The organism is Microbacterium sp. Leaf179, from assembly GCF_001423785.1.
GTDB lineage: Bacteria > Actinomycetota > Actinomycetes > Actinomycetales > Microbacteriaceae > Microbacterium.
Map to the genome: position 1 here is coordinate 949,045 of NZ_LMPH01000001.1, position 20,099 is coordinate 969,143.

Genomic DNA, 20,099 nt, shown 5'->3' on the forward strand with positions numbered 1-20,099 from the left:
CTCGATCCAGAGCTCCGTCACCGACGGCGTTCGTCTCAGGTGACGGTCACCCGGGCGCGGACGATGTTCTGAACGCGGGTGTGCGCAGATGCGGGCAAGCCAGCGGTCTGCGAGGACACTCGAGCCGACAGGTAGTAGGTTCCCGGTGCCGCGAAGCTCTCTTCCGCATCGAGAGCGACGAATGCGCCGGGAGTGATCTCCGCGGGATCGCCGAGTCCGCCGGATGCTGAGAAATCGGGACGGACCTCGACGACGACGCCGGGTGTCGGAGCGTGGACCTCCAGGCGGATGCGGACAGGAGTGCCCGATGCGACAGCCGTTGCAGATTCTCCGTTGACGGTGAGCGTGGCGACGGGCTGGACACCACCGCGGTCGTGGGCAGTGTCGGGAAGGAGGACCTGCGCGTCGCGGACGGTGTAGCGGGAGTCCGGTGCCGGTTCGACGCCGTCCTCGACCCAGGCGGACAGCTGCTGCAGCGCTGCCTCGATGGCGCCGACGTAGGCGACGGACCTGTCGGGAAACTCCTGCTCGTCGTCATCGCCGTGGAGTGCGTTGTCGATATACCACAGTCGGAAACGGCCGTCCGTCTCTGCTCCGAGGTGCTGCTGGACACGATCGCGCTACCAGTCCGCCTGCCAGGGGTATGCCTCTCGATCGAGAAGACACGCAACCATGATCATCTTCCCCGAGATGGCCCCGGTCGGAACGGTCCCGGCGGTGCCCCGCGTGAAGAGAGGGCCCAGCAGCATCGGCCGTTGCGGGAAGGTCGGCCTGCCCTTCGTGCCGCGGAACTGATCCCATGCTGTGTACTCGGGGCCCGGGACCTGGTGACGATGGTAGGTCTGCGCGGCGAGGAAGCTCGAGTTGTCGAGCGTGACCGCGTCGCCGGGAAGAAGTGCGTGCACGACGTGGTCTTGACCCGGTTCGAGGTGTGCGAGGTCGCCGTCCACGCCGGACAGGCGCAGCACGGATCCAGCGGCGGCCCCCGAGCTCACCAGGAGCTGCGCGCCGAGGATCCATCCCGTCCGCGCGTCGTCGAGACGGACGGTGGACGCGACCTTCCCGTTCTGCTGCAAGAAGGACTCGTCGACGCCGCCGGCGACACGATCGCGTTCACTGGCGCCGGCGTCCTCGAGCAGCTCGGCGATCGTGGTGTCGAGCGTGACGGGATCACGATGGACAGAGGAGTGGGGATCGGCGCCGAGATATCCCTGGCCGCTCCAGAAGTCGGTCGCGAACGTGGGGTCGGCGGCCATGACGGCAGGGTAGAGGACGCTGAACCCGTGCATCCCCATCGTCTTCCACCCGAAGCAGGATCGGGGAGGAAACCCCATTCTGGTGACTTCGTCGAGCGCTGCCGACTGCTCGGTGGTGAGCGTGAGAGTCGCTGGATCGCCGCCGACGTCGTAAGCCTCGACGATCTGGGGCAGGACGTCGCGGAGGATCCGCATCGCGTGCATGCGGACGCTGAAGACGTTCGGGATGGACATATCGCTGCCGGGGACGTAAGGCGCGAATCCGTCCCAGACGCCCCGGGTGCTCTCGGACGACCCGAGGGTCCGGTAAGCCCCGCCGGATCCGCCGTAGAGATAGCCGAAGGGTCGGTGGTCGCGACGGTAGACGACACTGGCCACGCTCCGGGAGAAACGCGCGGCGGCGGCCGACGCGCGGTACGCGCCGTTGGGCGGGTCCAACCCGGAGGACCGATCGGCAGCTCTCGGACCGCCGCCATTGGTCTCCACGAAGTAGGCGCCGCTGTCGATCGAGAAAGCGATCTTGTTGTAGGCGCCGGTATCGGCAGGGCCCAGGTTCTCACTCTGGGGCACCGGTGTGACGTGCTGGAAGAATCGGCCCTCGTAGGTCTCCGGCTCTGGGAAGTAGAAGGAGAACAGGGTGTCGGTTCCCGCGAAGCCGCCACGGACGTACCTGTGGCGCACTGGTGTCTCCCGCCACTCGTCGACGTCGATGAAGGGCGCGGAGAGGGCCTCGTCGCCGTCCTCGAGGGGCCACGCTCGCTCGGTGAGCGCGGCGGCGGTAGGGGAAGGGTTCATGGGAGTGCTCCTGTGGACGATGCGGTCGGCGGCGAGTGGAAGGTCTATCGGAGCAGCAGTCTCGTCCCGGCCGAGCGCATGACGTGGTCGAGAAAGCGCATGGGAAGAGAGTCTCTTCGTCGAGAACACGAAGCACTGCACTCGCGAAGTCGACGCCGCAATCGATCCCGAGTACAGAAGACGCGCTCACGGCTCGCCAGCGTCGCGGGGAGTTGCAAGAGGGAAGTGGGCCGCCCCGGCTCGCTGCACGGTGTCCCCTTCCTCGGACAGAGGAAGGGGACACCGCGTCCTGCGGGGCTACGACTGGGGAAGATGCGCCGCCGGACCGACGAGCGTTCCCTGCGTCACGCCCCCCTCGTTGACCGCGTCAACGCGGATCCAGAGGTCGGTGCCGGCATTCAGCCCTGCGAGCTCGACGCTCGTGCCGTTCAGGACGGTGCGGCTGCGAGTGAGACGCTCTGGTCGCGTTCCGTAGCGGACGACATAGCGCTGCGCGCGCTCAGCAGGTGTCCATTCGACCTCTGCTGTCAGCGGGTCGATCCTCCGGCAGTCGGCGGCCGCGACCTCTGGCGCCTCGGTCGAGCCCACGCCGAAGACGCGCACTCCGCTGACAGCGAGAGGTCCGTCGAACGGGAGTCGATGAGCGCGCAGGCGCAGGTATCGCAGGTGCTCGCGCTCCACTACCTGGATCAGCGCGTGCGGGGTCGCGACTCCGTCGTGGAGTACCGTCCAGCTTCGGCCGTCCGTCGACGCCTCGAACGTGTACTCGGCCTCCTGATGAGTGGCGTAGATGCTCCGCCAGGTGTGTCCCTGGTCGTGGCCCTCCGTGAGCTCCGACGCGAAATCGGCGAGCCGGTGATCGGCGAGATTGACCTGCACCGCTCTGACGTCCTTCGGCTCGCCGAGGTCGACCTCGAGCCACTCGTCGCGACCGGGTCCGTCCGACACCCACCACGTCCGGACGTCCTCGGTCGTCGCGAGCAGCGGCTCATGTCCGGCGGCACTCGAAGACGCCCGTGCCGTGGCACCTCCGGAGAGGAGCATCCACTCCGGCTCTGCGTGCGAGGCGAGGGGCAACGGGCCGTCCGGCACCGTCATGGGGTAGTCGGCGAAACCCTGCTCGCACTGCAGGACGCCGTCCGCGTCGAAGGCGGCCGGGAAGATCCCGATCCGCCGCTCGAAGATGTCGTTGACGCTGATGCGCATGGTGGCGGCATGCCACCAGTTGCCGTACTCGTCCTGGACGGTGCTGCCGTGTCCGGCGCCCGTGATGAAGCCGCCGGCCTTGAGCGAGAACGGGCTCTCCTCTGAGTGCAGGAAGGGCCCCAGCGGGCTGTTCGACGTGAGATAGCCGTCGGCATAGGTGTTGTACTGCGTTCCTGGCGCCGCGTACTGCAGGTAGTAGGTCTCCCCACGTCGGGTCATCCAGGCTCCCTCGATGTAAGGATCGGAGCTGAGGAATGCGGCCGCGCGACGCTCGCGCTCGGTGGTCGGCTCCGGGATGCGATGGTCCTCCCCGTTGCGCTCCCAGCCGCGGCGTCGAGCGTCGGCGGCGACGAGGTCGACGGGTTCGCCGATCGGCGTGAAGTCCGCGTCGACCTCGACCCCTCGGATCGGCTCAGTACTGCCGCAGCCCCAGTAGAGATAGACCCGGCCGTCATCGTCCTGGAAGATGTTCGGATCCCAGAAGGCGAAGGTCCCCGGGGCGACCTCCTCGAAGTCGTCGTCAAGGGGTGAGACGCTGCGGAAGAACGGCGAGGTCCCTGACTTCCGCGAGGCGCAGACGATCAGCGCGTCATCGACCACGCGCACATCCGGCGCGTAGTCGTAGGGCGGGAGCTTCTCCGTCGCTTGATAGGTCCACTGGGCGAGGTCCACGGAGTGCCAGAAGCCCCGCGACATCGAGGCGAACAGGTAGTAGCGCCCTCGATAGCGCACGATCGAGGGATCGGCAGCTTCCCGGTGCACGCTGCGACGGGGCTCGCCGATCACGATACCGCCGACGGATCCGCTGAAGCGAACGTCCTGGTACCGGTACTCGAGATCGAGGGGATTGCAGATCAGACGGGAAGTGCGCGAAGTGCTCACTTCTCCTCCTTCTCAGATCGTCTGGCCGGCGTCGGCCAGAAGGGTGCTGCCCGTCATGATCGAGGCGAGGTCGCTCGCCGCGAAGAGGACGACGCGCGCGATGTCGTCCGGAGTCCCGATCCGGCCGATGAGGCTGCTGGTCATGACCGGCATGTCCGGAGCGGGTCGATCGCCCAGAGCGGCGGCTCCTGCGGCGGCGGCGGCGAGATTGCCCTCGGTGGGGACGAAGGTGGGCGCGACGCCGAGCACGCGGATCCCCAGCGGGGCGAACTCGAGCGCCATCTGCTTGGTCATGCCCCGGACGGCGTGCTTGGACCCCACGTAGGCCGCGAGTCCTGGCGCGGTGCCGCGGAAACCGGCGGTCGAGACAATGTTGACGATCACCCCACCGCCGTCCATCCGCTGCGCGGCCTCGCGGGAGCCGTGGAAGACGCCGCGCGTGTTGACGGCGAAGACCTGCTCCCAGGTCTCGTCGGGCATCTGTGCGACCGGGACCGCGGGGAAGATGCCGGCGTTGTTGACCCAGATGTCGATCCCGCCGAGTTCCGCCTCGACGTGAGCGGCTGCCTCGGCGACCGAAGCGGAGTCGGTCACGTCCATCCGGACCCCGAGAGTGCGCGAACCGGCGGGCAGTCCTGCTGCCGTGGCCGCGGCCCGGCCCAGGTCGAGGTCGGCGACCGCGACATCGGCTCCAGCCTCGGCGAGTCGGGCGGCGATGGCCCGCCCCAGACCCTGAGCGCCGCCGGTGACGACCGCGCGGCGGCCGGTCAGGTCGAGCAGCTGCGCGACGGGGACGGCTGTCGCGTCGAGGAACGCGGTGGTCATCGGGCGACCTCTGCGACCAGCGCGTTCTTGGCCGCGACCCGGCCGAGCCAGGCGAGGCTCGGCTTGGGCGAGCGGACGAAGGTCTGGCGGTCGACGGCGATCAGGCCGAAGGTCGGCTCCCAGTGGCCCCACTCGAAGTTGTCGAGGAGCGACCAGTGCAGGTAGCCGCGCACGTCGATCCCCTCGTCGATCGTGTGGGCGAGGCCCTGCAGCGCCTCATCGGTGTAGCGGATGCGCTGGGTGTCGTCCGCGGTCGCGATGCCGTTCTCGGTGACGAGGACGGGGACGCCCTGCGTCACCTCCCAGGCATGGCGTACCGCCATGGCGAGCGCGTCGGGGCGGTAGGCGGTGCCGACGAGGGTGTTGTCGGGGTGCGGCGGGTGCGGGACGAGGCCGCGCGCGTCCACCTCCTGGCTGGAGTAGGCCTGGACGCCCACGAAGTCGTCGCCGCGGCTGCCCTCCCAGTAGACGTCCTCCTTGCCGAGGCGGATCTCGAGCAGCTTCTCCTCGCCGCCGGGGGCCGCGGTCAGTGCGCCGGCGGCGATGGTCCAGCCGACCTTCGCCGAGGTGCGCTCGCGCACAATGGCGCGGGCGGCGTGGTGGATCCGGGCGAACATCCGGCCGAGCTCGGGATCGGCGTAGGTGAGGAAGTCGCCGTGGGACTTCTTCTCTCCGTCTCCGTCGTCGGCGGCCTCGACGGTCGGGCTCTGCCACTCGCCGCTGCCCGCCTCGCTGAGGCGCCGCATCGCCGTCATGATGGCGGCCTGCATGTTCGGCTCGTTCATGGTCACGACCCACTCGACGCCGTCGAGGATGGTCGTCGCCTCGGTGACGAAGCGCTCGAACAGCTCTGAGGCGTCCTCAGCGATCCAGCCGCCGTTCTCGGCGAACCACTGCGGGGTGGTGAAGTGCTGCAGGGTGACGACCGGAGTGACTCCGCGCTCGAAGCAGAACTCGATCATCCGGCGGTAGTGGGCGAGCTCTGCGCGGGAGAAGTGCCCGCGCACGGGCTCGATACGCGACCACTCGAGGCTGAAACGGTAGGCGGTGAGGCCGGCGTCGGCGAGCAGGGAGATGTCCTCGTGGTAGCGGTGGTAGCTGTCGCAGGCGTCGCCGGAGAGCTCCATGCCGGGCATCATCTGCTCGCGCGCCCACCAGTCGCTGTTCGTGTTGTTGCCCTCGATCTGGTGGCCGGCGGTGGCGGAGCCCCAGAGGAAGCCGTTCGGGAATTCAGTCATGATCGTCCTTCGGTCTGCGCCGTCGCGAGGGCGGCGTCGTGGTCGGTCGTCGGGGCAGTGGCGGGCAGCGGCCGCGCCGCACGCGTGGCGCCTGCTCGCACGTGCAGCTCGTATCCGTCGGGGAAGAGCAGTCGTCCGGTGGTGCCCTCGGGCAGATCGACGTCGACGACGAGCTCGTCGCCCTCGCGGCGCCACTCGACGCGGAGCGTGCCCTGCGGTGACTCGTGGCTGCCGCGGGCCCACTCGAGATCGGGTCCGGGGACGGGCGCGATGATGACGGAGCGCCAGCCGATCGAGTCCTCGTCCTGGCGCAGCCCGAGCAGGTGGGTGTGCAGGAAGCGGACGACGGCGCCCTTGCTGTAGTGGTTCAGCGACTCGTGGGCCTGGCCGGCGTCGTCGATCCCCTCCCAGTCCTCCCAGACCGTGGTGGCGCCGCGGTCGAGCATGTGCAGCCACGACGGCGCGGTGCGTCGGCGCAGGAGCGAGTAGGCGGTATCGGTGTGCCCCATCTCGGCCAGCACCGGAAGCAGGTCGCCGGTGGAGAGGAAGCCGGTGCCGAGATGGTCGTCGGCGGCATGGATGAGCTCGACGAGTCGATCGGCGGCCGCGGCCCGCAGCTGCTCGGGCACGAGTCCGAAGGAGAGCGCGCGGACGTAGGAGGCCTGCGAGTCGACGGAGGTGATCCCGTTCTCGCGGAGGTAGGCCGCCTGCCAGGCCTCGCGGATGTGCTCGGCCAGCGCGGCGTAGCGATTGGCGTCGGCGGTGCGGCCGAGCAGACCGGTGATGCGGGCGAGGGTGGCGGTCGAGCGGTGCAGGTAGGCGGTGCCCACCTCGCCCTTGTCGGCGGTGAACCAGGCCATCGGATCCGCCTGGACCGGGTCGATCGGCCGGCCGTCGGCGTCGTGCTGGCGCGGCTCGATCCACTCGCCCCAGTGGAAGGTGCCGTCCCAGAGGAACTCCTCGAACCACTCCGGCTCGGGGGAGCGCTGCACCCGGACGTGGTGGCGCTTCGTACGGGCCTGCTCCAGCGCCCACTCGACCCAGCGGGTCATCGCCTCGACGTTCTCCTTGAGGACCAGCCGGTCGCCGCTGTCGCGGTAGAGCTCCCAGGGGACAGCGACGATCGCGTCGCCCCAGCCGGCGGAGCCGGTCATCTGCGCGAACTGCTGGTCGACGTGGTGCTTGATGCGACGGCCGTCGGGGGAGAAGTTGGTGATCCGGCCGTCCTCGAGCTGGTCGTCGCGGACGGAGCGGAGCCACTTGCGGGTGAAGCCGTGCACGTTGAAGAGGCGCGTCGCCGTCGAGATGAACACCTGGTAGTCGCCGCTCCAGGCGAGCCGTTCCCGGGTCGGGCAGTCGGTCGGCACGTCGACGGCGTTGCCACGGAAGCTCCACTCGGCGATCTCGTGCAGGCGCACGAGGTCGGGGTCGCTGCACTCGAAGGTGCCGGCGCGCTCGAGTTCCGTCTGCATGATTCGCATCGAGACGGTCGACGGATCGAACGTCGCGCCGTGGCGGGTGATGCGGGCGTACTGGAAGCCGTGCACGGTGTGCCGCGGCTCGAACGATGCGGGAGTGGGGCCGGCGACGACCTCGTCGCGCTGAACGAAGAGCGTGGCCGGCTCGCCGGGGCGGTGGGAGTCGAGATGGGCGGTGGAGAGGTCGCCGTCGGGGCCGCAGTGCTCGCCGAGCTCGATGACGGTGCGGGTGCCCTCGGGGCCGAGCTCCTCGAGCCGGAGCCGGCCGGAGGCGTTCTGCCCGAAGTCGAGCACCCAGACCCCCGGGCGGATCTCCCACGCGCCGACGGGCTCGCGGACCTCGATCACCCGGACCGGGGGAGCGGGCGACCACTCGATCGGTGGGGCGTCGACGACATCGACCAGGACAGGTCGCGGGGGCGCCTCGGCCGCCGTGAGGTCGAGGGTCTGCCCGTCCATGAGGCCGGCGCCGGTGATGCGGGAGAGCGCGCTGATCCAGGAGTCGCCGGTGCCGATCACCCGGTGGCTGCCGTCGGCGAGCTCGAGATGCAGCTCGGCGCGGAAGCCGAGGGTCGTGCCCCACTCGGCGGGGACCCGGAAGGCGCCGACCTCGCCGCGGTACCAGCCGTCGGAGAGCTCGACCTCGACGCGGTTCACGCCCACGCGGAGGGCGTCGGTCACATCGGCCGCCTGCGCGTAGAGCGTGCGGTCGTAGGAGGTGGAGCCGGGGGAGAGCTCCACGGCACCGACGCGGCTGCCGTTGATCGTGGCCGTGTAGAGGCCCAGAGCGGTCGAGTAGAGACGCGCGCTGCGGACCTCCTGGTCGAGTTCGACGTCGACGGAGAGCAGGTGCGCGGGCCGTCGGCCGGCGGTGCCGTCGTCGTCGGTGGCGGGCGGGGCGGGGGAGATCCAAGACGCGGTCCAATCCTCAGCGAGCAGCCCCACCTCGAACGCTGCCCAGCGTGACCATGTCGCGCCCGGCCGGGCCGCGCGGACCCGCCACTCCACCCGGCTGCGGCTCGCCAGGGCGGCCCACGGCCACTCCACGAACGCCGATGACGAAACCTCGGCGAGGGGCAGCAGCCGGTCGTCGACGACCGCGTCGATCTCGTAGCGGTCGGCGGCGCCGCCGACGGGCGCCTTCCAGGAGAGCCGGGGGGAGCCGCCCGTGGTCGGGATGCGGTCGCCGCCGCTGTCGACCGTCAGGGCGAAGGGCGCGGTTGCGGGCGTGACGAGCTCGTGCGCGCTCATCGGACGGCCTTGACCTTCGAAACGATCATTAGACCGCCGACCAGGGCGAAGGACGCGCCGATCAGGTAGAGCAGGGTGTAGTTCTTCTCGGCGCCGATCGCGCCGATGCTGATGATCGCCGCCGCGATCAGCGGGGCGACGGCGCTCGGGATCTTCTGGGCGAAGGCGACGACGGCCATGTAGCGGCCGGCCTCGCTCCGGTCGGGGAGGATCGCGAAGATGATCGCCTGATCGACGGTCGCGAAGATGGCGATCGCCAGCTGCATGAGCACCGCGCCGATGATCAGCTGGGGCAGGGACCAGGCGAACGCCTCCGTGACGGCTCCGCCGACGAAGACGACGGCCGAGATGGCGACGAAGAGCCGGCGGCGCTTGAGCCGGTCGGAGAGGAAGCCGCCGAGCAGCGCCCCGCCGGTCGCGGCGACGACGCCGAGCATGCCGATGCTGGCGACGACTCCGGCGACCTCGCGGACGGGCAGGTCGAGCCGCTGCGCGTAGAAGAAGGTGCCGAAGGTGGTGTTGAAGTAGAGGCCGATGAAGAAGATGAAGCGGCCGAGCCAGTTCCAGGAGAAGTCGGGGTAGCGGCGGACGTCGAAGCCGTAGCTGCGCACCACGGAGCCGAGCGTGACGGCGGCGCCGGCGGGCAGGGCCTTCGAGCTGCCCTCCGGCTTGACGAAGGGGAAGACGGCGATGAGGATCGCGCCGATCAGACCGGGGATCGCGAAGACGAGGAGCGTGCTGGAGGAGACGGCGTAGGCGATGCCGATACCGAGGATGGGAGCGACCTGGTTCATCAGGTTGGTCAGCGCCGAGACCTTCCCGCGCTGCGAGTCGGGGAGCTTGTCCGCCTGCAGCGTCTGCACGGCGGCACCGGAGATCGACCAGCCGGCCATGCCGAGCACCCAGCCGCAGCCGACCAGGAGCAGGTTGGGCGCGAAGCCCATCAGGAGCAGGCCGGTGAGGCCGAGGCCCGCGCCGAGGAAGAGGAACGGCGTACGGCGGCCCCAGCGTGAGCGGGTCCGGTCGCTCCACAGGCCGACGAGCGGGCTGATCAGGAGGTAGACGACCTGGGCGATGCCGGTGATGACGCCGAGCAGCTGCTCCTGCCCGGGCGCGAGCTCCGAGATGCGCAGCGCGATGCCGTAGGAGAGCGGCACCATCATCGCCATCGAGCCGCCGAAGCTGGCGAGCATCAGCCAGAGGATGTAGCTGCGGCTGACCGGCTTCTGCGCCTCGGCCACAACGGGGCTCGCCGCGTCGATCGGCGGCACCGCCCCGGGCTCGGCGGCCGGAGCGGCGGGAGAGATCCCGGCGCCGGCGGGGACGTGGACATCGGGATCGTGCGTGGTCACCGGGACTCCTTCATCAGGTGGCGTGCCCGCTGCGGTGCGGGCGTGGAGCGGCAGTGCTCCCGTGAAATGTGACCACTGTGGTCACCATTCGTACTGTAACCAGTGTGGTTAGCATTGACAAGCGCGAGGGGAGCGGATCCCAGGCAGTGGAGGAGGACCGCATGACGACCGATGCGGACGATGCGGGCGCGACGATCCGTGGCCCGCGCGGCCCGTACGCGTCGACGCCGGCCCGGAAGGCGGAGATCGTGCGCGCCGCGTCCGCGAGCTTCGCCGAGCACGGCTTCGAGCGGGCCTCGCTGCGCGACATCGCTTCCCGCGCGGGCCTCACTCACGCCGCGCTGCTGCGCCATTTCGCCACGAAGGACGAGCTGCTGTTGGAGGCTCTGCGGCAGCGTGATGCCGATGACATCGCTCTCGCCGAGCGGATCCTCGCCTCCGAGCACTCGCCGGAGCAGGTGCTCTCGAGTGTCTTCGCGGAGGAGTTCGCGCATCCGGAGGAGCAGCGCAACTGGCTCGCGATCACGATCGCCGCGACGGATCCCGGGCACCCCGCGCACGACTTCTTCGTGCAGCGTCGTGACCGCGTGCGCGGCTACTTCTCCACCACCCGGCTGGCGGCGGCGGGGGACGGCGAGGAGGTCACCGCGGACGAGAAGATCACGCTCGTCCTGGCGATGATCGACGGCCTGCGGATCCAGTCGCTGCTCGATCCCGGGCGCCGAGCGCTGCCGCTGCTCGATGTGTTCCTACGGCTCATCGCCTCGCCCTGATCGGACGACGCAGGAGCTCGATCCGTACAACTCGGACGTCGTGCGTGGGGAACATGAAGTAGCGCTCGTCACCGTTCAGCGTGCGGCCGGGCCGCCACTGCCCGTCGACGAAGGCTCCCTCTATCAGCGTGTCCCACTCGACGAGCTCGCCGGGTCGGGAGAAGCGGACGGAGGCACCCCGGGCGGCGACGAGGAACTCGTCCCCGCCGAGGTGGATCACGACGCCGTACCCGGTGACGACCGCGGCGGAGTCGCCTGTGCCCTCCCCGAACATGCCGCGGGTGTCGATCGGGCCGGAGGCGGTGGCGGAGTAACCGCCCAGCTCGACCGTCTCGCTCGCACCGGTCACGAGCCGGAAGCCGTGGATCCGGTCGTCGATCTGGGCGTCGGCGATCAGAGACGACAGCGACTGCAGGACCTCGAACTCACGGAAGAGCTCCTCATGGTCCAGGACGTCCTCGACCCCGAAGACGTGGAAGCCGAGTGCCCCGTGCGCGCCGACGGCCACGCTCGCCAGTCCCGGCTCGGGGCGCGCCTCCGGGACGAGGATCGCGTTGTCGGCGACGTCGAACGAGGCGACCGCCCCGGCGAAGTCCTCGCTGTAGATGTCCGGTGCCAGGAGCGCGAGCGTCGGTGCTCCGATCTGCCAGACGTCGATCATCCTCGCCACGGGTCCGCCGCTGGGGTACTGACCGGGCTGTGCCGCGTTCGGCTGAGGCCCGAGCCACGCGTTGGTGAAGAGCGGCAAAGGGTGCTCGCGCTCTCCCGCTCGCGCCACGTGGTTCACGAAGTGGCTGAACGCCCAGGCCATGAAGACCTCGTCCGCCTCCGGACCCTCGCCGAACACCTCCGCCCAGCTGCCGGCGGAGCGCGCGCCGTGTGAGCGCCAGAGCTCGCGGAGCCACGGCTGCAAGGTGTCGCCGCGCTCGGCGAGTGCGTCGAGCAGGGCTGTGGGTACCGGAGCGTGCCAGGCCGCTTCGGCGAGGGGGCTGCGGTCGCGGCTGTCGCCGAGCAGGCCGACCTCGTTCTGCACCTGGACGGCGATGACGGTGTGCTCGGGGTCGACCTCGCGTAGGTGCGCCATCAGTGCGGTGAAGGCGCGGGCGTCGGCGCGGAGCAGCTCCTCGCCGAAGACGCTGAGGATCGGCCCGTCGAGGCTGAAGCGGCCTGTCAGCAGGTTCTCCTCGTCGCGCTCGGCCCGCGGAAAGCGCTCCTCGTCGCGGCGCACCCAGCTAGGCGCGTAGGAGGACTCGGCGTTTTTGTACGAGCCGAACCAGATCAGGATCAGGCGGATGCCGCGCGCTCGCGCCTGGATGATCTGGTCGTCGACGGCGAGGAAGTCGAACTCCCCCTCCTTCGGCTCGACGAGCTGCCAGCTCGCCGCGCCGATCACGGAGCGCACGCCGGCCGTGGCCAGGCGGTCCCAGACGGGAGCGAGATAGTCGGGGCTCGAGGGGCTGGAGTTGTGCAGCTCACCGCCGAGGGCGAGGAAGGGCTCGCCGTCGACGATTAGCCGGGAGCCGGAGCCGCGGCGTTCGATCCGAGGGAAGGGACGCTCGGCGCTCACTGGACGGACCATCCGCCGTCGGAGGCGAGCACGGCGCCATTGATGTTCACGCCGTCGTCCGAGAGCAGGAAGCAGATCGACGCGGCGAGATGCTCGGCGGTCGCGATCGTCGGGATCATCGCCTGGAACGGCTGCAGCCGGGCCGAGCCCTGCTCGGACATCGTCGGTGGCATCGGGATGCCGGTGGCGACCCCGCCGGGAGCGACGGCGTTCACCCGGATTCCCTGCGGACCGTACATGAAGGCCGCCGACCGGGTCAGGCCGAGGACACCGTGCTTGGAGACGGTGTAAGCGTTGCCGGAGCTGTTTCCGCGCAGCGCCGCCTCGCTGGCGACATTGACGACCGAGCCCGTCCCGGCGGCGAGCATCGTCGGCAGCACCGCGCGGAGCACCTTGAACGGACCGGTCAGGTTGATGCCGATGACGCGGTCCCAGACGGCGTCGCTGGTCTCGTGCGCGGGGGAGAAGTCGTCGTTGATGCCGGCGACGTTCGCGAGGGCGTCGATCCGGCCGTCCGCCGCGGCGACGATCGCGTCGACGTCGTCCTGCGCCGTGATGTCGGCGCGCACCGCGACGACCCCGAGACCGGGGTGGCTCGCCACGAGCTCGTCGAGCCGCTGCGCCGAGACGTCGACGGCGATGACGCGGCCACCCTCCCGGGCGATGCGGGAGGCGGTCGCCCGGCCGATGCCGGAAGCGGCACCGGTCACGACGACCGTGCGGCCGGTGAAGCGTCCGGGCGTCACCCGCTCGGACCAGCCGGAGGGCTCGGCCTCGGCGGGAAGTACTCCGTCGTTCGCGGCGAGCACCAGCTCGTCGATCACCGACTGCGGCATCTGCCCGTTGCTGACAGCGACGAGCTGCTGCAGGGGGAGTCCGCGCAGCGGGGCGAGCATCTCCTCCTGCGTCCCGCTCTGCTCGAGCAGCGCGCGCACGAGCGGCCCGCCCTTTGGGTGGGCGAGCCACTCGCCGATCGTGCTGCCGGCGGTGACGGGGGCTGTCTGGGTCACGGTGTTCTCTTCTCTGGTCGAGGGGACGACGGTCACTCGTGCACGGTGCCGACGGCGGATAGGAGGGAGGTGGGCCTCACGCAGCGTTCCGGGCTGATAGTCGCGCCAGCGCGTCTGCGACGACGACGTTCACTGGTGCGTCGATGTCGACGGCGAAGCCCGGTTCATCCGACTCGAGGCGCTGCAGCGTCGCGAGTTGAGACTCCAGGAGCGATGCGGGCATGAAGTGGTCCTTGCGACCGCGCATCCGAGCGGCGAGGACCTCCGGGGCGCCGTCGAGGTGGACGAACACAGCTCCCGGCGCGGTCGCAAGGATCGCCTCGCGGTACGCGCGTTTCAGTGCCGAACAGGCGACGACGACATCCCCGTCGACGAGCCGCTCCGCGACCGCGACGAGCCACGGCCCTCGGTCGGCGTCGTCGAGCGGTGTTCCCGCCGCCATCTTCTGAACGTTCTCCAGCGGATGCAGCGAGTCGCCGTCGACGAACACCGCGCCCAGCTCGGCCGCGAGAAGCGCTCCGATGGTGCTCTTCCCGCATCCGGAGACACCCATCACCACGACCGACATCCGGTGCTCCGAGGCGCTCACCAGTCGTGGACCGTGCCGTCGGCGAGACGGTTGTAGGGCAGGTAGGCCTGCACGTACGGGTACTTGCCCGCCTCGTCGGTGTCGAGCTCGACACCGAGACCGGGCTCGTCCCCGGGGTGCAGGTATCCGTCCGTCCAGGTGAAGGACTGCCGGAACGTCGCGTTCGTCTTCTCGCCGTGCTGCATGTACTCCTGGATGCCGAAGTTGTGGATCGCGAGGCCCAAGTGCATCGCGGCGGCCATGCCGACGGGTGAGATGTCGGTGGGTCCGTGCATGCCGGATTTGATCTGGTACTGGGCCGCGTACTCGAGGGTCTTCTTCAGCGCGGTGATGCCGCCCATGTGCGTGACGGCGCCGCGGACGTAGTCGATGAGCTGCTCGCGGATGAGGTCCTTGAAATCCCACACGGTGTTGAAGATCTCGCCGATGGCGAGCGGTGTGGTGGTGTGCTGGCGGACCAGGCGCAGCGCCTCCTGGTTCTCCGCGGGCGTGCAGTCCTCGAGCCAGAAGAGGTCGTAGGGCTCGAGCAACTTGCCGAGCTTCGCGGCCTGGATCGGCGTCATCCGGTGGTGGCCGTCGTGCAGCAGCGGCAGCTCGGGGCCGAACTCGTTGCGCACCGCCTCGAACACGGTGGGCAGGTGGCGGAGGTAGGAGCGGGTGTCCCAGTCCTCCTCGGCCGGCAGGCCGCCGCGCTGGGCGGGCTCGTGGTCGTAGCGGACGCCCTTGTTCGCCTCGGCCGTGATGTTCGAGGCGATGCCGTAGATCGACTTCAGACCCGGCACCGCCGTCTGCACGCGGATCGAGCGGTAGCCCTGCTCTTGATGCGAGCGGATGCTGTCGAACAGCTCGCTGTTCGTCTTGCCCGAGGCGTGGCCGTAGGCCATCAGCCCGGTGCGCGAGGCGCCGCCGAGCAGCTGGTACACCGGCATGCCGGCGGCCTTGCCCTTGATGTCCCAGAGCGCCATGTCAACGGCGGCGATCGCGGCCATCGTCACCGGGCCGCGGCGCCAGTACGCGGAGCGGTAGAGGAACTGCCAGGTGTCCTCGATGGTCGACGCATCGCGCCCGATCAGAAGCGGCACGACGTGCTCACGCAGATACGCGACGACAGCGAGCTCGCGGCCGTTGAGCGTCGCATCGCCCAGGCCGGTCAGCCCGTCATCGGTGGTCAGCTTCAAGGTGACGAAGTTGCGGTCGGGACTGGTGACGATGACGTCGGCTCTGTCGATGCGCATGCGGCGGTCTCTCCGGTCAGGCCCGCGGGGAACACGTCGCAGGCGTGCAGCGACGGCGCGGGCACGGCCAGTGAAACAGATCAATCCACAACTTGGCAAGCGGTTCCATCATCAGAAACTGGTCAGCGACGGCGCGACATGGCACAAATGCTGCAATCGGTTGACAACTGGTAACCCCGTCCACAGACTGTCGGCATGCTCTCCCCACAACGTCGTGATCCCGACCGGCTGCTCCCGGCCGATCCGCGAACCCGCGAGATCGCCCGCAGCCTCTACGAGGCCGTCGCGCAGGCCCCGATCATCTCCCCGCACGGTCACGTGCCCGTGGAGCTGCTCCGCGATGACCTCGCCTTCGAGGACCCGGTGGCGTTGCTGGTCGCTAAGGACCACTACGTGACCCGTCTCCTGCACGCGGCCGGTGTCGACTACGCCGCGCTCGGACTCGGCGGGCACCGAGCCGACCCGCGGGAGGTCTGGCGGATCCTCGGCGCGCACTGGCACCTCTTCGCGGGCACCGCCTCCGGCTACTGGCTTGAGGAGGAGCTGTCGCAGGTGCTCGGCGTCGACAGTCAGCTCGACGTGGACTCGGCGGACGGCCTCTACGACGCGATCAGCGAGCGCCTGGCCGCGCCCGGCTTCCGTCCCCGCGCGCTCTTCGAGCGCTTCGGCATCGAGGTCCTTGCCACAACGGACGACCCGCTGGATGACCTCGCCGTGCATGCAGCACTCGTCGGGACGCTCCCGGGCCGGGTCCTGCCGACCTTCCGGCCCGACCGCTACCTCGACCCTGACGCCGAGTGCTTCCGCGACGACGTCGAGAAGCTGCTGGGCAGCACCGGCAAGCCGACGACCTTCGCCGGCTACCTGGGCGCCCTCGAGGAGCGGCGCGCGCACTTCCGCGCCCACGGCGCCGTCTCGGCCGACCACGGCGTCGAGCAGCCGCTCACCGCTGACCTCGACGCCGCCGAGGCAGAAGTGCTGTTCGCCACCGTCCTCGCCGGCGCCGCATCTCGGGAGGAGCGAGCGCTCTTCCGTGCGCACATGCTGCTTCAGATGGCCCGGATGAGCGTCGAGGACGGCTTGGTGATGACCGTGCACGCCGGCGTGCTGCGCAACCACAGCAGTGCGACCCGGCGCCGCTTCGGCCCGGACACCGGGCACGACCTCCCCGTCGCGACCGAGTACGTGCGGGGACTGCGACCGCTGCTCGAGCGCTTCGGCCTCGAGCGCGACTTCCACCTCGTGCTCTTCGCAGTCGACGAGACCGTCTACTCTCGCGAGATCGCCCCACTGGCCGGCTTTTACCCGTCGGTCTACATTGGCGCCCCGTGGTGGTTCCTCGACGCGCCTGACGCGATCGGCCGGTTCCGCTCGGCGGTCACCGAGACCGCCGGCTTCTCCCGCGGATCAGGCTTCATCGACGACACCCGAGCGTTCCTCTCCATCCCCGCCCGGCACGACACCGCGCGACGCGCCGACGCGGCCTTCCTCGCGCGGCTGGTCGCGGAGGGACGCCTGAGCCCGCGCGCCGCCGAGCGCACCATCCTCGACGGTGTCGGGGACCAGCCCAGAAGGGTCTTCAAGCTGTGAGCACCACCACGACCATCGGCGCACCTCACCTCACCCGAGCGAAACCCGCGCCGCCCGTCCGCATCGTCCACCTCGGCCTCGGCGCCTTCAGCCGCTCGCACACCGCCTGGTACACCCAGGCGAGCGAAGACGGCGCCCACTGGGGGATCGCCGCCTACACCGGCCGCAGCCGCGACCTCGCCGACCGCCTCATGCGCCAGGACGGGCTCTACACGCTCGTGGAGCGCGCGGAGGACGGCGACCGCGCCGACGTGGTCAGCAGCGTCGTCCGCGCACACGCCGGAGACGACCTACCGAGCCTGCTGCGCGATCTCTCCGCCACCGACACAGCCGTGGTCACACTGACCATCACCGAGATCGGCTACCGGCTCGGCGCGGACGGCGGCCCAGACATCGACGACCCGCTGGTTCGGCGCGATCGCAACGAGCTCGCCGCTGTCGCAGCCGGCCGGCTGGAGCCGCAGGACGCGGCACCGGAAACAGCCCTTGGCCGACTGCTGCTCGGGCTCGAGTCCCGGCGCCGAGCAGAGGGCGGGCCGATCGCCATCGTCTCCTGCGACAATCTCCCCGACAACGGCGACCGCCTCGCCCGCGGCGTCGCGGCCTGGGTCGAGGGGATCGCTCCCGAGCTCGCCGCCTGGGTCGCCATGAACGCCTCCTTCGTCTCCACCTCGATCGACCGCATCACCCCGCGGATCTCCACCGAGGAGGAGGCCGTACTCCGCGCCCGCTACGGGGACGAGGCCCCGGTGGTCGCCGAGCCGTTCCGCGACTGGGTGCTCAGCGGCCGCTTCCCGGCCGGCCGGCCGGCCTGGGAAAGCGCCGGCGCACGCTTCGTCGACGACCTCGACCCCTGGGAGTCCCGCAAGCTCTGGCTCCTCAACGGCGCGCACACCCTGCTCGCAGCCCTCGGGCGACTGCGCGGTCACGAGACCGTCGCCGCGGCCGTCGCGGACCCGGTCTGCCGCGTCGCGGTGAGCGCCCTCTGGGACGACGCGGCCACCCTGCTCCCCGCCGAGCTCGGGATCCCGGAATATCGGGAGGCGCTCCTCAAGCGCTTCTCGAACCCGCGGATCGAGCACCGGCTGCAGCAGATCGGGCAGGACGCCGAGACCAAGCTCCGCCTGCGGATCGTGCCGATCGCCGAACTCGTGCTCGCCGCCGGCGGCCGCGCCGAGGGGAGCATCACCGCACTCGGCGCGTGCCTCGCCGCCCTGCGGCGCGGGCTCATCGGCGGCAGCCCGGCGGACCTCTCAGCACGAGCGCTCATCCAGGGCTCCTCGTCCGCGCTCGTCGACGGCGACGCCCTCGAGCGGGTCGAGCAGGCCGCCTCGGCTTTCCCCGCGTAACGAATCGACCACACTTCCCCACCAATCTGGCAATCGATTGTCAAATGGTATCACCCCTGCTTTACTAGCCAAACGGCCACTGATCACCGCCTTGGCGCAATCGGTGTCCTACCCGCTCATCCAAAGGAGTATGAACACCATGCCTATCCCACTGCCCCGCCGCCGAGGTGCCGCCGCCCTCGCGCTTCTCGCAGCAAGCGCCCTGGTCCTTACCGGCTGCACGAGCGACGACGCCGCGCCCTCCGCCAGCGGCGAGGCCGCCGCTGCCCCCGACCTCAAGGTCGCCGCTGTCTCGGCTCCGAACTCCCTAGATCCGGCGCAGCTGGTCGACGGTCAGCAGATGCTGGTCTGGGGCTCGGTGCTCGACACGCTCCTCGCCCGCGACAGCGCGACCGGAGAGCTCATCCCTAATGCGGCGGAGAGCTGGGAGTACAACGAGGACGGCACGCAGCTCACGCTGAAGCTCCGCGAAGGGATGACCTTCAGCAACGGGGACCCCGTCACCGCCGCATCCGTCGCCGCGACAATGCTGCGCAGCAAGAACACCCCCGGGATCGTCCAGCCGCGCTACGGCCTCGTCTCCGACATCACCGCCGAGGACGACCTCACGGTGAAGGTCTCGTTCACCGCCTACGACGCGCAGTTCCTCTGGCTGCTCGCCCTCGGCGCCGGCGCCATCGGTGACGCCGAGACGCTCGATGATTCCTCGACCGCCACCGACCCGATCGGTTCGGGCCCCTACACGCTCGACACCGCGGCGTCGGTCCCCGGCACCTCCTACGTCCTGAAGAAGCGCGACGACTACTGGAACGCCGACGCCTACCCGTTCCCCTCGGTGACCGTCCGCGTGCTCCAGGACCCGACCGCCTCGCTCAACGCCCTCCAGGCGGGCGAGATCAACGCGGGAACCGTGCAGGCGCAGGTCGCATCTCAGCTCGACACCAGCCGCTTCACCATCACGGACACGAAGGTCCAAGCGGTCGGCTACATCGGTATCCTCGACCGTGCGGGTACCACCAATCCGGCTCTGGGTGATGTCCGGGTCCGTCAAGCGATCAACTACGCGCTCGACCGCGAAGGCATCGTCAATGGCATCTACAACGGCATCGGCCAGCCGACCGAGCAGATCTTCAACCCCGCGGGCGATGTCTACGACGAGTCGCTGAACGGCACCTACTCCTACGACCCGGAGAAGGGCAAGGCGCTCGTCGAGGAGGCCGGCTACACCGGGACCACCTTTAAGATCCCGAGCACTTTCCTCACCACCACGATCGAATCGACGCTCTCGCAGGCGTTCACCGACATCGGGCTGAGACTGGAGTGGGTGGCGGTTCCTCCGCAGCAGGCGCAGTCGGCGCTGCAGTCCGGCGAGTTCGGGCTGACCTACCAGATCACGGGCTTCAACTCCGATCCGGCCGACGCGTTCACGCACTACGGCGTCGACGGCGACCGCAACCCGCAGCACTTCACCGACCCGACCCTCGACGGCCTGTTCGCGACTCTGAACTCCACCGTCGATTTCGACGCCGCGGTCCCCACCTACAAGGAGCTCAACGCCTACGCGGTCGAGCAGGCCTGGGAGGCGCCCATCCTCTTCGTCGGAGGCAAGTGGGCCACCGCGGACGGCATCAGCATCGTCAACTACGGCGGCGCTCCCGCCACCGTCCGAACCTTCGCCTACGAAGGCTGACCGCCACGCGGGG

14 protein-coding genes are annotated in these 20,099 nt (G+C 69.9%); 4 read left to right on the forward strand and 10 right to left on the reverse strand.

Going from position 1 to position 20,099, the window contains the following annotated elements:
• Window positions 1-620: 620 nt before the first annotated feature.
• The 6 genes from ASF96_RS04430 to ASF96_RS04455 all read right to left on the reverse strand — a co-directional run bounded on the left by ASF96_RS04430 (window position 621) and on the right by ASF96_RS04455 (window position 10,283).
• A complete protein-coding gene (locus tag ASF96_RS04430; protein ID WP_235560524.1) occupies window positions 621-2,180 on the reverse strand; it encodes a hypothetical protein in 1,560 nt (519 codons plus the stop codon).
• Between the two features lie 168 nt (window positions 2,181-2,348).
• Entirely contained in the window at window positions 2,349-4,139 is a 1,791-nt protein-coding gene (locus ASF96_RS04435; RefSeq protein WP_055936305.1) for a family 43 glycosylhydrolase, read from the reverse strand.
• 12 nt (window positions 4,140-4,151) lie between these two features.
• Entirely contained in the window at window positions 4,152-4,964 is an 813-nt protein-coding gene (locus ASF96_RS04440; RefSeq protein WP_055936308.1) for an SDR family NAD(P)-dependent oxidoreductase, read from the reverse strand.
• Window positions 4,961-6,202, reverse strand: coding sequence for a glycoside hydrolase family 1 protein (locus tag ASF96_RS04445; protein WP_055937678.1), 1,242 nt, complete (start codon window positions 6,200-6,202; stop codon window positions 4,961-4,963). Before ASF96_RS04445 ends, ASF96_RS04440 begins: the two co-directional genes overlap by 4 nt.
• Complete coding sequence (locus ASF96_RS04450) at window positions 6,199-8,931, reverse strand: family 78 glycoside hydrolase catalytic domain (RefSeq protein ID WP_162239399.1); 2,733 nt, start codon at window positions 8,929-8,931, stop codon at window positions 6,199-6,201. Before ASF96_RS04450 ends, ASF96_RS04445 begins: the two co-directional genes overlap by 4 nt.
• Window positions 8,928-10,283: an MFS transporter gene (locus ASF96_RS04455; protein WP_055936311.1), complete on the reverse strand. Its 1,356-nt coding sequence runs from the start codon at window positions 10,281-10,283 to the stop codon at window positions 8,928-8,930. The genes ASF96_RS04450 and ASF96_RS04455 overlap by 4 nt, the downstream gene beginning before the upstream one ends.
• 161 nt (window positions 10,284-10,444) lie before the next feature.
• Here ASF96_RS04455 and ASF96_RS04460 point away from each other — a divergent pair, with 161 nt between their 5' ends.
• Window positions 10,445-11,056: a TetR/AcrR family transcriptional regulator gene (locus tag ASF96_RS04460; protein WP_055936314.1), complete on the forward strand. Its 612-nt coding sequence runs from the start codon at window positions 10,445-10,447 to the stop codon at window positions 11,054-11,056.
• On the opposite strand, the gene ASF96_RS04465 is transcribed toward ASF96_RS04460, so the two are convergent.
• Genes ASF96_RS04465 through manD form a run of 4 tightly spaced genes read right to left on the reverse strand, consistent with a single transcriptional unit; the run spans window position 11,040 to window position 15,457 of the window.
• A complete protein-coding gene (locus ASF96_RS04465; RefSeq protein ID WP_200934067.1) occupies window positions 11,040-12,623 on the reverse strand; it encodes a GH35 family beta-galactosidase in 1,584 nt (527 codons plus the stop codon). The two genes, ASF96_RS04460 and ASF96_RS04465, sit on opposite strands and share 17 nt — an antisense overlap.
• Window positions 12,620-13,669: an SDR family NAD(P)-dependent oxidoreductase gene (locus ASF96_RS04470; RefSeq protein ID WP_442922472.1), complete on the reverse strand. Its 1,050-nt coding sequence runs from the start codon at window positions 13,667-13,669 to the stop codon at window positions 12,620-12,622. The genes ASF96_RS04465 and ASF96_RS04470 overlap by 4 nt, the downstream gene beginning before the upstream one ends.
• Window positions 13,670-13,709: 40 nt before the next feature.
• Complete coding sequence (locus ASF96_RS04475) at window positions 13,710-14,222, reverse strand: gluconokinase (RefSeq protein ID WP_235560525.1); 513 nt, start codon at window positions 14,220-14,222, stop codon at window positions 13,710-13,712.
• On the reverse strand, window positions 14,219-15,457 hold the full coding sequence (gene manD, locus ASF96_RS04480) for a D-mannonate dehydratase ManD (protein WP_055936322.1): 1,239 nt from the start codon (window positions 15,455-15,457) through the stop codon (window positions 14,219-14,221). The genes ASF96_RS04475 and manD overlap by 4 nt, the downstream gene beginning before the upstream one ends.
• 195 nt (window positions 15,458-15,652) lie before the next feature.
• Here manD and uxaC point away from each other — a divergent pair, with 195 nt between their 5' ends.
• From uxaC to ASF96_RS04495, 3 genes are all read left to right on the forward strand, one after another.
• The gene (gene uxaC / locus ASF96_RS04485; RefSeq protein ID WP_055936325.1) at window positions 15,653-17,047 is read left to right on the forward strand and encodes a glucuronate isomerase; all 1,395 of its coding nucleotides are present in this window, start codon (window positions 15,653-15,655) and stop codon (window positions 17,045-17,047) included.
• Window positions 17,044-18,396, forward strand: a complete 1,353-nt coding sequence (locus tag ASF96_RS04490) for a mannitol dehydrogenase family protein (RefSeq protein ID WP_235560526.1) — start codon at window positions 17,044-17,046, stop codon at window positions 18,394-18,396. The genes uxaC and ASF96_RS04490 overlap by 4 nt, the downstream gene beginning before the upstream one ends.
• A gap of 139 nt (window positions 18,397-18,535) precedes the next feature.
• The gene (locus ASF96_RS04495; RefSeq protein WP_162239400.1) at window positions 18,536-20,086 is read left to right on the forward strand and encodes an ABC transporter substrate-binding protein; all 1,551 of its coding nucleotides are present in this window, start codon (window positions 18,536-18,538) and stop codon (window positions 20,084-20,086) included.
• The last annotated feature ends 13 nt before the right edge of the window (window positions 20,087-20,099 follow it).

Excerpts from the sequence above, each read along its gene's own strand:
- ASF96_RS04440 (WP_055936308.1), bottom strand. The coding sequence starts at position 4,964 with ATGACCACCGCGTTCCTCGACGCGACAGCCGTCCCCGTCGCGCAGCTG.
- ASF96_RS04445 (WP_055937678.1), bottom strand. The coding sequence starts at position 6,202 with ATGACTGAATTCCCGAACGGCTTCCTCTGGGGCTCCGCCACCGCCGGC.
- ASF96_RS04450 (WP_162239399.1), bottom strand. The coding sequence starts at position 8,931 with ATGAGCGCGCACGAGCTCGTCACGCCCGCAACCGCGCCCTTCGCCCTG.
- ASF96_RS04460 (WP_055936314.1), top strand. The coding sequence starts at position 10,445 with ATGACGACCGATGCGGACGATGCGGGCGCGACGATCCGTGGCCCGCGC.
- manD (WP_055936322.1), bottom strand. The coding sequence starts at position 15,457 with ATGCGCATCGACAGAGCCGACGTCATCGTCACCAGTCCCGACCGCAAC.
- uxaC (WP_055936325.1), top strand. The coding sequence starts at position 15,653 with ATGCTCTCCCCACAACGTCGTGATCCCGACCGGCTGCTCCCGGCCGAT.
- ASF96_RS04495 (WP_162239400.1), top strand. The coding sequence starts at position 18,536 with ATGCCTATCCCACTGCCCCGCCGCCGAGGTGCCGCCGCCCTCGCGCTT.